This window comes from Marisediminitalea sp. (assembly GCF_984433645.1).
The window spans coordinates 1-14,301 of record NZ_CFIDRX010000114.1 but is presented as its reverse complement, the minus strand read 5'-3'; the positions used below and the strand labels follow the sequence as shown (position 1 = coordinate 14,301).

At 50.7% G+C, this 14,301-nt stretch carries 11 protein-coding genes; 4 read left to right on the top strand and 7 right to left on the bottom strand.

Annotation, left to right across the window (positions count from 1 at the left end):
• Window positions 1-92: 92 nt before the first annotated feature.
• Window positions 93-842: a class I SAM-dependent methyltransferase gene (locus tag AC4MRN_RS14115; RefSeq protein WP_073322129.1), complete on the bottom strand. Its 750-nt coding sequence runs from the start codon at window positions 840-842 to the stop codon at window positions 93-95.
• Between the two features lie 115 nt (window positions 843-957).
• On the opposite strand from AC4MRN_RS14115, the gene gloB reads away from it, so the two are divergent.
• The 4 genes from gloB to AC4MRN_RS14095 all read left to right on the top strand — a co-directional run bounded on the left by gloB (window position 958) and on the right by AC4MRN_RS14095 (window position 5,054).
• Window positions 958-1,743: a hydroxyacylglutathione hydrolase gene (gene gloB, locus AC4MRN_RS14110; RefSeq protein ID WP_491203618.1), complete on the top strand. Its 786-nt coding sequence runs from the start codon at window positions 958-960 to the stop codon at window positions 1,741-1,743.
• Between the two features lie 124 nt (window positions 1,744-1,867).
• Window positions 1,868-3,520, top strand: a complete 1,653-nt coding sequence (locus tag AC4MRN_RS14105; protein ID WP_491203617.1) for a lytic transglycosylase — start codon at window positions 1,868-1,870, stop codon at window positions 3,518-3,520.
• A gap of 12 nt (window positions 3,521-3,532) precedes the next feature.
• Complete coding sequence (locus AC4MRN_RS14100) at window positions 3,533-4,594, top strand: ion transporter (protein WP_491203616.1); 1,062 nt, start codon at window positions 3,533-3,535, stop codon at window positions 4,592-4,594.
• Window positions 4,578-5,054: a methyltransferase family protein gene (locus AC4MRN_RS14095; protein ID WP_491203615.1), complete on the top strand. Its 477-nt coding sequence runs from the start codon at window positions 4,578-4,580 to the stop codon at window positions 5,052-5,054. The genes AC4MRN_RS14100 and AC4MRN_RS14095 overlap by 17 nt, the downstream gene beginning before the upstream one ends.
• 2 nt (window positions 5,055-5,056) lie before the next feature.
• Here the strand turns inward: AC4MRN_RS14095 and AC4MRN_RS14090 are convergent, their stop codons facing one another.
• The 6 genes from AC4MRN_RS14090 to AC4MRN_RS14065 all read right to left on the bottom strand — a co-directional run.
• Window positions 5,057-6,745 carry an NAD-dependent malic enzyme gene (locus tag AC4MRN_RS14090; RefSeq protein ID WP_491203614.1) on the bottom strand — a complete coding sequence of 563 codons (1,689 nt, stop codon included), beginning with the start codon at window positions 6,743-6,745 and terminating at the stop codon, window positions 5,057-5,059.
• 46 nt (window positions 6,746-6,791) lie between these two features.
• A complete protein-coding gene (locus AC4MRN_RS14085) occupies window positions 6,792-8,291 on the bottom strand; it encodes an SLC13 family permease (RefSeq protein ID WP_490402100.1) in 1,500 nt (499 codons plus the stop codon).
• A 6-nt stretch (window positions 8,292-8,297) separates the two neighbouring features.
• Complete coding sequence (locus AC4MRN_RS14080; protein ID WP_491203613.1) at window positions 8,298-9,200, bottom strand: alpha/beta hydrolase; 903 nt, start codon at window positions 9,198-9,200, stop codon at window positions 8,298-8,300.
• A gap of 53 nt (window positions 9,201-9,253) precedes the next feature.
• A complete protein-coding gene (locus AC4MRN_RS14075; protein ID WP_491203612.1) occupies window positions 9,254-12,268 on the bottom strand; it encodes a TonB-dependent receptor domain-containing protein in 3,015 nt (1,004 codons plus the stop codon).
• A 263-nt stretch (window positions 12,269-12,531) separates the two neighbouring features.
• Window positions 12,532-13,878 (bottom strand): sigma-54-dependent transcriptional regulator, encoded by a 1,347-nt coding sequence (locus AC4MRN_RS14070; RefSeq protein ID WP_491203611.1) that lies wholly within the window; start codon window positions 13,876-13,878, stop codon window positions 12,532-12,534.
• On the bottom strand, window positions 13,875-14,301 hold a 427-nt coding region (locus AC4MRN_RS14065; protein WP_491203610.1), incomplete at its 5' end, for a sensor histidine kinase. The genes AC4MRN_RS14065 and AC4MRN_RS14070, both read right to left, overlap by 4 nt.

Genomic DNA, 14,301 nt, shown 5'->3' with positions numbered 1-14,301 from the left:
CGGGGATGACGGTAAGGAGGAAGCGGGAGTGTCGGTTATTGGGGAAGCCTACATCAATCGTCGTCCCGGCCTCGTGCCGGGATCTGACACACCTAACTGTGCGTTCTTGAAGCGGCATCGCGCATGCTGGCACCCACAGCAGAGAAACGGGGTTTAACCTTCCACTTCGCTTTAATCGTTGTCATGGGAATCGTGCGTTTACGAGCAAGTAACACATACACAGACGAGCACCAGGGGCAGTGACGACTGCACCATTGTTGCCATGCAGCAGGTTGCTTAGCGGCTTGCTGGGCGAACAAAACGGAAAACAGAATATGACGGTGTTCAACCACCTCAAAACCGAGTAGTTGTAACCAGTCCTTAATGCGGCCTGCCGAGAAAAACCGCGCCGAATGCAGTACGTTACCCCGTTTAATCGGTAAGAAACGCGCCATACCGGTTAAACTAAAAGGGTTGAAGCCACTGATGATGACATAACCATTGGCAGTAATAACCCGGTCCACCTCACGCAGGATTTCATGGGGGTCCTGGGCAAAATCCAGTTCATTCGCCAACAGAACGCCGTCGATGCTGTTTTCGACATAAGGCAGGTTATCGGAGCGCGTGATAATACCGGAATGAGCCGAGGCAACTTGTGTCTGCTGAATCTGGTGGCGTATAGAGCAATCCGGCAGTGAAATTTCGCTACTCAGGTTGCCCATCTTAACCATATGATAACCAAACACACGTTGGCTGAGCTCGTTGCAAACCTGTTCAATAACGAGTTTTAATTCTTCGCCGCCGGGTAACTCTGACCAGCTCTGAGGGTAATGTGGCGGTTTTGAACGGAACGCAGATTTCATAGCGTGTTGTGGTGATGTCCTTGATTGAATAATACATCGCATGTATTGCATGCAACATAACAACTTTATAGTATCTGGGTATTGAAATACAACATGCGAACAAACGATGACGAGTATGCAGGGATTTCCTACGTCGGTTACGGTCACACCTATCCCGGCGTTTACCGACAACTATATATGGTGTTTGCATAACGGCAATCAGGCCGTGGTAGTTGATCCGGGTGACGCCGCGCCGGTGTTGGCTTTTTGTGAGAAAAACAGTCTGACACTCTCGGCAATTCTCATTACCCACCACCACCGGGATCACACCGGTGGCATCACCGCGCTCGCAGAAGCAATCGACGACCTGCCGGTAATTGGCCCGCGAGGCGGCCATATCAGTGGCATTACCAAATCAGTCGCTCAGGGCGATATGGTGAAACTGCCCGCCGTTGGTTGTGAATTTTCGGTAATCGAAGTGCCTGGACATACGCTGGACCACATTGCGTTTTACGGTCATAACGCACTGTTTTGTGGTGATACGCTGTTTGCCGCAGGCTGCGGCCGCCTGTTTGAAGGCACACCGGGCCAAATGCACCGGTCTTTAAACAAAATTAAACGACTCCCGCCGGACACCGCAATTTACTGTACCCATGAATATACCCAGGCAAATGTGAAATTTGCGCTTACCGTAGACCCGGAGAACGAGCAGCTTAACGCCTATTCAGAGTGGGTCAATACTACCCGTGCCAATGACTTACCAACGCTACCTTCCGATCTGGCAACACAGCGCAAGGTAAACCCCTTTTTGCGTTGTGACGACCCGGCTGTTGTAAAAAACGTCAGCCAGTACGTCAACGCGGAACTTTCAGACGAAATTGCCGTCTTTACCCAGTTAAGGAAATGGAAAGACAACGCTTAACGCGTTCATCTTTAGTACTATTTCCGCCGTAAATCACGCGCGAAGCGAATCAACAGGATGCATTAGTACGCAGACTTGCGTACACTGGTAATGTACCTCACACGATCTAAGGGTAAGTTTTTAAATGAAGTTTAAGTTGTCTGTATTGTCCATTTTGGTTACGTCTATGCTAACAGGCTGTCAGTTGACCGGCCCGGACGAAGCAGAACCTGAGATTGCAGACAACCGCACTACCTGCGAAATTGCCCACACCAATATAAACGATCAGGCTGACTGTGAACTCGCCAATGAGGGCGTGATCGAGGTGATGCACCCCACTGAGGAAGTGGAGGTAGATATTGACCCCGCGCAGGATCCTGCAGAACCAGAGGTTATTGCTAACCTGTGGGTGCGCGCCAGCAATCAGTTTCAGTTTGAGATCCCAGACAACAAACGCATAGCCATTCAGCGCGACTGGTACCTGAAACACCCAGCTTACATGGAACGGGTATCCAAACGTGCCAAGCCTTTCCTGCATTATATTGTGCAACAAATCGAAGCGCGCGATATGCCCCTTGAGCTGGTGTTATTGCCGATTGTAGAAAGCGCCTTTGACCCGTTTGCCTACTCCCATGGCAGAGCCGCGGGTATGTGGCAGTTTATACCGGGCACGGCTAAACGTTTCGGTATTCAGCAAACCTGGTGGTACGACGGTCGTCGCGACGTTATTGCGTCAACCGCGGCCGCATTGGATTACCTGACGTACCTGAATGACATGTTCGACGGTAACTGGCTGCATGCACTAGCCGCTTACAACAGTGGTGAGGGCCGCGTAGGCAAAGCCATCAAGCGCAATGCCAAAGCCGGAAAGCCCACTGACTTCTGGTCATTGGATTTACCCAAAGAAACCCGCGCTTATGTGCCAAAACTGCTGGCACTGGCCGATATTCTGAAAAACCATGAACAGTACGCTTTCAAATGGCCTGAAATCGAAAATGCGCCGGTCATCGCTACCGTTGATATTGGCTCTCAGGTCGACCTTGCTTTTGCGGCCGAATTAGCCGACATGGACTTGAAGTCGCTGCATGCACTGAACCCCGGTTTTAATCGCTGGGCAACCGACCCAGACGGCCCGCACCGTTTGGTATTGCCGCTGGACAACGCAGAAAGCTTTACGCAGGCATTGGCAAACGTGGAACGCAATGAGCGGCTTAACTGGGTTCGTCATAAAGTTCGCGCTGGTGACAGCTTGTTGAAGCTGGCGAAGGAATATCACACCACGGTTGATGTGATCAAAAGCGTGAACGATATGCAAGGCAATATGATCCGGGTTGGCGATCACATCATGGTCCCTGTGGCACTTAAAAAGCTGGACGCGTATTCGTTATCGGAAGATCAGCGACTGGCTACCACCCAGAACAAAAAACGTGGTAGCTACCAGCTAACGCACGAAGTAAAGTCTGGCGATACCCTATGGGATATCAGCCGTAAGTACGACATCAGCACCCGTTCGCTAGCAAAATGGAACGGCATGGCCCCGACTGACCCACTCATGCCGGGAAAGACCCTGGTGATTTGGGTGAATGAAGCCAGTGACGAGCAAAAACGCGACGCGATTATGCGCACCCTCACCTATACGGTGAAGCGCGGCGACTCCCTGGCGCGTATCGCACAAAAATTCAATATCCGTACCAGCGATATTACCAAGTGGAACAACCTTAACCCGAAAAAATACCTGCAGCCGGGTCAGAAACTCACGTTGCACGTCGACGTGACACGCCTTAAAAATATCGGATAAGCAGGAGGCCCAATGTTAAGGATTAACCGGGAAAACCTGCGCAACAGCCACGAAGGACCTTGGTTACTGCTCGACCTGACTATGTTGGGTCTGCTGCTTCTTAACCTGCTGTTTTTATTATTCGACGGCCTGTACGGCACCGCGTTCGTGCAGGATACCCTGAGTAGCTGGTCACCGACTTTTGTCAGTTTCTACGAACCCATTCACCGTAACTTTATTCTGGTCGATCTGATCTTCATTACCATTTTCCTGAGTGAATTCTTTTTGCGATGGGCAGTAGCCATAAAACGCAAAGAACACCTCAGATGGTATTTTTTCCCGTTTTTACGATGGTATGACTTAGTCGGCTGTATTCCCTTGGGTGGTACCCGAATCTTCCGTTTTCTTCGCATATTCTCGATTCTGTACCGGTTGCACAAACATCAGATTATCGACCTGAACCAGACCGCCCTTTATCGGTTTATCGCGTTTTACTACGACGTATTTGTTGAAGAATTAAGTGACCGGATAGTCGTAAAAGTGCTATCGGATGCGCAGCAGGATATCGCCGCGGGCTCACCGCTCATAGAAGACATCACGCAAAATGTGTTGGCCCCGCGTCGCCCGGTGATCAGCAACTGGCTATCAAGCATGGTGAATCACTTCGGTCAGTCGATCAACGACAGCAAACACGGCGATGTGATTCGACGCCATGTGAAAGACAGTGTAGGTAAAGCGGTGCGCGATAACGCGCAGGTATCTACCCTCTCCTACGTTCCTGTCGTCGGTAAAACCATAGAAAACACATTAGAAAGCGCCGTAACCGATATCGTTACCGCCTCAATAGTGAACCTGCTTGCCGATCTGGAAGCAAAAGACATTGAGGAATTTTTTGCTCACGGGTTAAAAGACTTCACCGTTGCCGAAGAAAACCTCGAAGATGAGTTTTTACTGGTCGTCAACGAGTGTATCGAGGCCATAAAAGGTCATGTATCACAGCAGCGCTGGAAGTCCCATTTAATCGAGAAGCAACAACAAAAACAGGCCAATAAAGCCGCCAACATCGTGGATGATACTGATGCTACAGCACCTTGAGCTTAAAGTCCCGCCAGTGGTTGTGTTTCTACTGGCACTGGTTGCAACCTGGTTTGTTAGTGATTTTGGCTGGCTACCGCTGCCCTATCCACTTCGACCTTTGGGATTTGTGATTTTTGTTGCCGGGGGTATTGTAGGCATTGCTGGCGTCGTCGCGTTCAGGAAACACCGCACCACTGTCAACCCTCACAGTATTCAGAACGCCAGTAACTTAGTCAGTAGCGGCATATTTGCATACACACGAAACCCCATGTATCTGGGCTTGGTGATGGGCGTTGCAGGCAGTGCGTTTATTTTTCGAGATGCAAGCGGGTTTGTGTTTGCACTCGCCACCTTGTTGTACCTTCAACGTTTTCAAATTCAACCCGAAGAGCGCATGATGCATACGCTTTTCGGTGATGAATTTGCCGCTTATTGCACAAGAGTAAACCGTTGGCTGAGTTTGTCAGCCAACGATTAGTCTCAGGAGGCTATGCGCTCGTACTGGCGGTATTCAGCCTGCCATTGTGACGTCTCTATACATGCCAGTAATTGTTCTTCTGTTCGCTGCGGTGCAACGCCATCGGCAACCGCGGCTTGTGCTACAGCCAATGCAATCTGTTTAGACAAACCCTTTATCTGGCTAAGCGGCGGCAATAAAGGGCCGGCGCCTGTAGTAGCCAGCGGTGACGACGCTGCCAGCGCAAAACTCGCCGCCATTAGCATCCTATCTGTTACCCTGCTCGCCCCACAACTCACAACAGCGAGTCCGATTCCCGGAAAGATATAGCTGTTGTTACACTGACTAATTGGCAAGGTCGCACCGTTTAATTCAACGTCGTTGAACGGACTGCCCGTCGCTACAATGGCTTTGCCATTGGTGTACCTTAACACCTGTTCTGGTGTTGTTTCCGCACAGCGCACCGGGTTACTTAGCGGCAGGATTACTGGCTGATCACAGTGTGAATGCATGGTTGTGATCACGGCTTTATCAAACAATCCGGCACACCCTGACACGCCCAGTAAAATACCCGGTTTTATCAATTCAATAATATCGAGTAGTCCAGGTGCGTGGCTCTGCGTCCATTCAGGTATTGTCGATAAATCCTGAGCAACGCGCTGCTGAAAGTCCGTTAAACCAGTTTTGCCGCGTACAATCAGGCCGTCTTTATCGATAACAAAGATATTCGCCCGGGCACTTTGCTCAGTCATCCCTTGTGCCATCAGGCATTTAACCCATTGTTCGGCTATGCCGCAGCCGGCCGAACCACCGCCGACTATCACGGCTTTTTGCTGAGTGATATCCGCCTGTTTAGCCTTGCACGCCGCCAGCATAGTGGCAGCAGCGACAGCCGCGGTGCCCTGAATATCATCGTTAAAGCAGCAATACTGGTCTCGGTATCGTTGCAATAAGGGCGTAGCATTTGCCTGGGCAAAATCCTCAAACTGGATTAATGCATCGGGCCACCGGGCAGACACCGCCCGCATGAAAGCATCCAGAAAGTCGTTATACGCCTGACCTGCGATCCGCGGGTGCCGACACCCCATGTACATAGGATCATTGAGCAAGGTTTCATTGTTGGTACCTACATCCAGCATAATGGGCAGTGTGTAAGCCGGACTAATTCCACCACATACGGTATACAGCGACAGCTTTCCAATGGGTATCCCCATGCCTCCAACCCCTTGGTCACCCAGGCCCAAAATTCGTTCACCGTCGGTTACTACAATTACTTTTACATTGCGTTTGGTGGCGTTGCGAATAATCGTATCGATGCGGTCTTTTTGGTGATGGGCAATAAACAGCCCTCTGGCACTGCGGTAGATATCGGAGAAGCGTTCACAGGCTTCACCTACCGTTGGCGTGTAAATGATCGGCATCATTTCTTCTATGTGATCAGCGATCAACCGAAAAAACAAGGTTTCATTGTTGTCCTGAATATCGCGAAGAAAAATGTGCCGTTCCATGTCGGAGTGGCACTGTTGGTATTGCTGATACACCCTGTCCAACTGTTGTTCGATGGTTTCATAACGGGGTGGCAATAACCCTTCCAGATTAAAGGCAATGCGTTCGTGTTCACTAAAGGCACTGCTTTTGTTTAATAACGGCATGTCGAGCAATTTCGGCCCGGCATGCGACAGGTACAAAGGTTTTGTTTTTGAAGAAGTCATAATTTAAAGAAAAGAAAAAAATGCCGGGCAGTGCCCGGCAGGAACATTAAAAGACTAACGGTGCCAGCCATACCGCAATGGCAGTAACCAGCAGGACGCTCACAATATTGAGCGCAAATCCGGCCCGCGCCATTTGAGCAATGCTGATGTACCCTGATGAAAACACAATGGCATTCGGTGGTGTGGCAACCGGCAGCATAAACGCGCAGCTTGCCGCCAGCGTTACAGGCAGTATTAACGTCATTGGTTCGCCGCCCATTTCCAGTGCAATCACCGCTACAACGGGCAAAAAAGTTGCCGCCGTTGCCAGGTTACTGGTCAGTTCGGTGAGGAAAATCACAAGCGTGGTTGCCGCGAGCACCAGGAACACCATGCCAAAGGCATCCATGTTCACCAGGCCTTCGCCTAACCATTGTGCAAGCCCACTTCCCGAAACCGCAGCCGCCAGACTCAGGCCACCGCCAAACAGCACTAAAATCCCCCATGGAATGGCTTTCATGTCGTCCCACTCCAACAGGCTGCCCTGTTTGCCCTCGGATTTACCGTTACCAATCACAAACAACAACACCGCCGCGGTCATAGCAATACCCGCATCAGACAAGCCGTCGAGGGACAGCCACCGGGCTAACAAGGGGCGGGTCATCCAGGCAATCGCCACAAACAGAAACAGTACGCCCACACGCCACTCTTCTTTGCGAATCGGTCCCAACGCTTTGCGTTGTCGCTCCAGCTCCACTCGTGCCGCTTCCGGGGTAGTAAAATCCACCGGATAAATCCAGCGCGTCAGTGACAACCAGGCCAGCGGCAACAAGGTTACGCTGAGGGGAATACCAATAAGCATCCACTTGGCAAAATCCAGCTGTACGTCGTAGTTGTCATTCATAAAGCCAACTAAAAACGCATTTGGCGGTGTCCCCACTAACGTAGACATACCTCCGATTGTTGCGGCATAGGCTATACCCAACAGCAACGACAGCTGGAAGTGCTTTTGTTGCACCGGCGTGAAATGGGCTTTTTCATCGTCAAGGGTAGACAGAATCGACAGTGCGATGGGCAGCAACATCATGGTTGTCGACGTGTTTGTCATCCACATACTCAAAATGGCACTTACCACCATAAAACCCAGCACAATAGAGCGCGCTGAGCTACTCACATAACTTAAAATGAAGTAGGCAATACGCTTGTGCAGGTTGGCTTTTTGCAGCGCAAGAGCCAGCATAAAGCCCCCCAGGAACAAGTAAATGGTTGGATTCGCATAAGGCGCTGACGCCGCTTTAATATTTAAAATACCAAGTTGTGGAAACAACACCAGTGGCAGCAATGCGGTCACAGCAACATGGACTGCCTCGGTTGACCACCAGATCGCCATCCAAATGCCCACTGCGGCGGTTAGCCAGGCAGTTTCATTCAGAGATTCAGGGGCTGGCATAAGCCAAACCAATAAAAACGCCAGAGGCCCGGCCAACAACCCAAAGGTCTGGTGCGTTGCCCGGTGAGGCGTTGTCTGAGCCGTTTGACCGGCTCCTACGGAAGCAGCTTTACTCACAGTGGGCTACTCCTTTTCGGTCGAGGAAGCATTGCCAAGCAGATACTTGTAAGCGTAAGGCACAATTTTCCCGCTGCTGTGGCCCACTCCACGCACTACCTCAAGCTGCCAGCGATGCTGAATATTTCGCTCGACCGCGGTATTCATGGCAAACGCATAAAACGATAAGCCGCGAGCATACACGTTGCGCCCCTGAGCATTGGCAGCCGGGCTGTTACTGATGGCTTTGGTTCGAGGCCCGAGGTCCTGATCGCCCAGAATAATGGTAAGCGGTTGTGTTAACCAGCTATCTATATCGTCAGCCTGATAGGGGCTATTAGCCAAGCCAAACGGGTATGCTGACTCTGTATCCGGAAACGTAAAGAACGCAGGATTGGCCGCGACGGCTCTTGAAACAGGCGCATCAGGCTTTGCTAGCATATAGGTATGAACAAACCCGCCACCAGCTGAGTGCCCGTACAACGCAAAGGTTTTTTGGTTAGATTCGAAACGCGCAGCAAAGTCCTGGAACACCTTCTCGGGCACACTGTAAAACTGCACCGACTCCGGTCGTGGTCCTCCCAGCGGGGTTACTATTCCACCAAGATTGTATTGATACTCGTCTTCGCAGACCTGCAAACTGCAGCCAATTGCCAGCACAATAAAGGTGTGCTGCTTTGCCAGAGCCAGCCACTGATCGCGATACGTATCCGCATTGCGTCGCGCACCCGGAACAACGATCAACACAGGGGTATCTGCGTTGGCTGACGCAGGTACAATATATTCAACGGTAATATCGCCCCCGGCCCACTTGTTAAACGCATAGCGCCCTACTTCGTGTTGTTGCCAGGGTTGCGTTGTGGCGGCACACGCCGTCTGAGACAGTGCCAGTACACCAAGCCACATGGCCAGAAAAAATTGTTTGAGCATAGTCGTCTTCATATTGAGGGGCGGCAGAGTGCCGCCCGAATTAGAGAAAAAGATTAAAAGCTGGCGCGTACATCCATGTAGAAATAACGGCCGTAATCGCGGTGCGCATCTTCGAAGAAACCAAAGCTGGAGGCCGCCAGAGGCGCTCGCTCATCAGTCAGGTTTTTAATACCCAGGCGGAACCGGGTATCAACAGACTCAATTTGCACTTTGTAATCAACCGTTGCATCGAAGGTTGTCATAGCCGGAATGTTGTAGCGCGTGCCGTCTTCCAGCGTCAACTCGCTCTGATAAAAACTGCCAATGCGGTAACCTGATAAGGTGGCACCAAACACATCGCCACGCCACATGAAACGTAAGCTGTGCTTCTCTTTCTGATTACCATTGCGACGTACCAGATCAGCAAAGCCCATTACCGGATAATTTGCCGGCAACAAACCGCTCTCCTGAGCTTCAACCAGTTGTGTGGCTAAACCACCCGCTTGTTGTTCAAACTTATCCAAAAATGACGCGTTGTAGTCGATTTTAAAGCGGCCGTAATCGGTCTTTATTGAATAATAAACGCCCAAGTCATGACCACTTACCGTGCGCTTGTCGAGGTTAGCATAGCGATCATCAATGTAGTTGATCTGGCCTGCCGGACAAATACCCGCCGCTTCATAGTAAGCCGCTTCATCGGGGTCGATTTCGCCGCGATTCACACTGCTGTTAAACGTAGCGCTACCACAGTTCGCTGTGCCTTGTTCCAGACGCGTTAGTAAATCCAGCAATGAGTGGTTTTCTTCGCCGAACAATCCGATGGTGTTTTCCTTTTCGATTTGCCAGTAATCCAGAGTAATCGCCAGGCCGTCTAACGGCTCTACAACGATTCCAATCGAGGTATTGTCAGACTCTTCAGGTTTCAGCTCCTGGCTACCCTGCGCTATGCGTTGCAGCGAATAGTTACAGTCAAGCACATCCTGGCCCGGGTCGCCGCCGTTTTCTGCTGCATATAAACAGGCGTAATCAGTACGCGTTTGTGTACGCGCCACAATTTCTTCATTTATGGTGACCAGGTTTGGTGCCCGGAATGCCTGCGACCATGAACCGCGCAACAACACAGGCTCAAAAGGACGATAACCAAACGCCACTTTACCCACAGTGGTATCACCCACATCAGAGAAGTCTTCATAGCGCGCAGCAACCTGAATATCCAGGTTGTCGAGTAATGGAATTTGGAACTCGGCAAACAGTGACGTCACCGAACGGCTGCCCGAATTGTCTGGTGTTGGGCTGGAATTGACGACATCTGACACAAAGGGGTAAGTGTCGCCCTGGGCATCAATAAACTGAATGGTGCCATCGAGGCGAGGATCCCGATCGTCTTTGAAAGATTCATGACGGTATTCCACACCAGACACAAATCCGACCAAACCACCTGGCAATTCAAAAATACCCGGATTAGAGAACTTCACGTCAAAGGTTTTAAGTTCGGATTCACTCTTGCGATACACATCGATTAGCGCGCGTTCAATATTGGAGTTCACCCCAATCACAAACGGGTTGTAGGCATTTTCAGTGGTGTCGTTCAATGCTTCCTGCATCAGGGTATTCGAGACGCGGTTGCGGGTAACATCGTCTTTGGTGTCTTTTGACCAGGACACTGCGGTTTCCCAATCCCATTCACCCCAATAGCCGCGCAGCCCTTGTAACACACGGAAGGTTTCGCCGCTGTTATCGACAATTCGAGGATATTCTGCAAAACGATAATTGTCGATAGTCAGTGCCAGGCCTTCACAAGGCACACCGGCCGCTACCGCTTCGTTGTCGAGGCGGTTAGGTGAGCCGCATGGGCCAAACGGATTGTAATAATTGTCTGCGGCAACAATCAGGCGCGACGAAGAAAACGACGCGGTTGGATGACGACGCAGATTCGTGTTCGACTTGTACGCCATTAACTCAGTAAACGCTTCCCAGCCGTTTTCCAGCGTGTGGTTCACGTTAATAAATACATTGGTGCGGTCGAGTTTCGAGGTAAGGTCACGGTTTTCGTTCATGTTAAAACGCACCGTACCCTGCCCGTCTGGCGCAGCGCAAAGGCCATTACCTAATTCCCAGGTACAGCGCGGGTCGCCACTTGGGTAGGTTTCAAATTCGCCCGAGCGGTCTACTAATCCGTCGGCGCGAAGTGGGTTACCCGAAGAAACACTGTCAACAATATCGAACTGGCCGTACAACGAATTAGCACTGGTATTATCAAATTCCGGGTGCCCAAACCACGGCGAATCAGGCGACACGCGGTCGCTTAAATCGGCATTGCTCCAGCGAGGATCGTCCTGTGAATTAACGCGGTCACGTTGGTAGTAATTGGCAATAACGCCGATGTTTGTTTTACCACCATTGAAGGTTTTGCCCCAATGTAAGGACAAGGTCTGGTCGTTACGCGGCAGGTGTTCAAATTCCTGCCATTTGACGCGAATATCAAAGCCTTCGTAATTGGTTGGTGTAACAGTATTCACCACGCCGGCCACCGCATCAGCGCCGTAAATAGCTGAGGCACCATCGCGCAATACTTCAACGCGTTTAGCCCCAAACACCGGGATAATTTGAGAGTTCACGGTGTTCACCGGCACGAAACTCCCGCCTACCTCTTCGGTTTGATACGCGGCAGAATTTACCATTCTACGCCCGTTGATTAATACCAGCGTATTCCCTGTGCCTATGTTGCGCAGGTTGAAAGCGCCCACGTCACCACGGGCAGCGTTTACGCCACCACTTATGTTACCGGCTTCGTTAAAGAAGTTTTGTCCGTTTTCCGGAATCAATTGCAGCAGGTCGTCACCAGAGTCTATGCCCATGGCCGCAATATCTTCCGCGTCCAGGTGGGATACGGCCAGCGCTTCACTGATTTCAGCACCTTTGATTTGCGAACCTACGACAGCAATTTTTTCTATTTCTTCGTCTGCTGGGGTTTGTGGTTGAGACTGTGCAAGAGTGTAGGGTGACAGCGATACCGCAACGGCCAGTACGCACACGGGCGAAAGACGTTGACGCGAATTGCGAATTACCTGGGTAATTTTATTAATCATTGTTATACCTTTCGAGAGTAAAATGTGTCCTCAGTACGTAAATGACTTTTGCGCGCCAATCAGGCCACATAAGCATTTACATCATCGCAACAATTGCAAAGACCTTGCCAGCAGGAAAATAAAAATACATTTCCATTTAATATCATAACCTTAGTTATTCACCGGCGAATTTTTCAACAACAAAATATTAACAAATGGGCGGGAAGTCACACGTAAAATAAATGTAAATGGGTGGTTTCCCACCCCTTTTTATGAGCAGGTTTTCAAGACAGTTTGAAATCGTCTTTGACCAGACCGTACTTGCGCATTTTGTCGTAGAGGGTTTTTCTTGGCAGGCCTAACTGTTGCTGTACGTCGATCAATCTGCCGTCGTGCTCCCGTAGCGCAGACTCCAGCACATCTCTTTCGTATTGCGCTACTCGCTCAGCTAGCGTTAAGTCACCGTTCGCTTCCAAGGCTGAATCTTCATCAAACACCGTCTGGCCACCCATTAGCACAAAGCGCTCCGCTGCGTTGCGCAGCTCGCGGATATTGCCGGGCCAGTTATGTTGTTGCAGGCGTACCAGTTGCTCATTGGTTAAACGAGGCGCGTCGGTGTTAAAGCGCGAACTGGCCAGTGCGGCGTAGTGTTGAAACAACAGCGAAATATCTTCTTTGCGCTCTCTTAGAGGTGGGATCTCGACGTTAATAACATTGAGCCGGTAATACAGATCTTCTCGGAACTCCCCTTTCTCAACCAGCTCCAGCAGGTCAATTTTAGCGGCCGCGATCACCCGGATATCCAAATCGACATGGCGGTTACTGCCCAGCGGCTCAATACGTCGGTCTTCAAGCACGCGCAGTAACTTAATTTGCAGTGCCATTGGCATGCTTTCGATCTCGTCCAGAAAGAACGTACCGCCGTTAGCGTGCTCAATTTTCCCAACCCGCTTTTTCTGCGCACTGGTAAACGCCCCCGCCTCGAAACCGAATAGCTCACTTTCGATCATGGTTTCAGGAATGGCGCCACAGTTTATCGCCACAAAGTTTTCGTTTTTGCGCTGGCTGTTGTAGTGCAGGAAGCGCGCGACCAAATCTTTACCCGAGCCGGTTTCCCCTTTGATCAGCACATCAGCGGGGATATCTTTGATTTGCATAAGCAAACGGCGCAGCGCTTTGATTTTGTGAGTATTACCCAGCAAGCGTGGGCCTGCGCCGGTTTGCGCGTCGAGCTCATCTTTAAGTTCGCGATTTTCCAGCACCAGCGCGCGCTTTTCGCCCGCGCGCTTCAGTACATCGAGCAACATCTCGTTAGAAAACGGCTTTTCAATAAAGTCGTAAGCGCCCAAGCGCATGGACTCTACCGCGGTGGAAATGTCGCCATGCCCGGTTAGCATTACAATGGAGAACTCATCGTCGAGTTTTAACGCTTCGCGCAAAAACGCCACACCGTCCATGCCCGGCATGTTGATATCCGACAACACAACGCCGGGCCAATCCCGATTCAGCTTTTTCATGGCCTCCCGGGCATCGCTGAACACTTCGGTGTGATAGCCTTCCATTGTGAGCAGCTGCTTTAAGGCCTGCAAAATTGTGGGTTCGTCGTCGATGATGTAAATCGGAATGCTCATTCGGCTGGCTCTGAATTAAAAGGCAAAGTTAAGGTAAACACCGCCCCTTGCTCGGGGTGATTACTGGCGTGAATGTCGCCACCAAAAGAGGCCATAATCCGCTGGGATATAGTGAGCCCCAATCCGAGACCGCGGCCTTTGGTGGTGTAAAAAGGTTCAAATACGCGCGAGAGTTGCTCTTCGGTAAAACCAGGACCAAAGTCCCGTATTGTTAACAACAGCTGGTTAGTTTGCGTCTCGACGCTAATGATTATGCGCGGCGCAGGCTGGTTTTCCTGTGCCTGTAATGCATTGTTCAACAAGTTCACCAGTACCTGCTCAAGGGGCACAGCTTCTCCAATCACTTGCAGTTGCTTATCGAAGGGCGTGATGTCTATCTCCGCGAGCATCTTGGTAATTTTAGACTCCAGGATAGACAGCGAT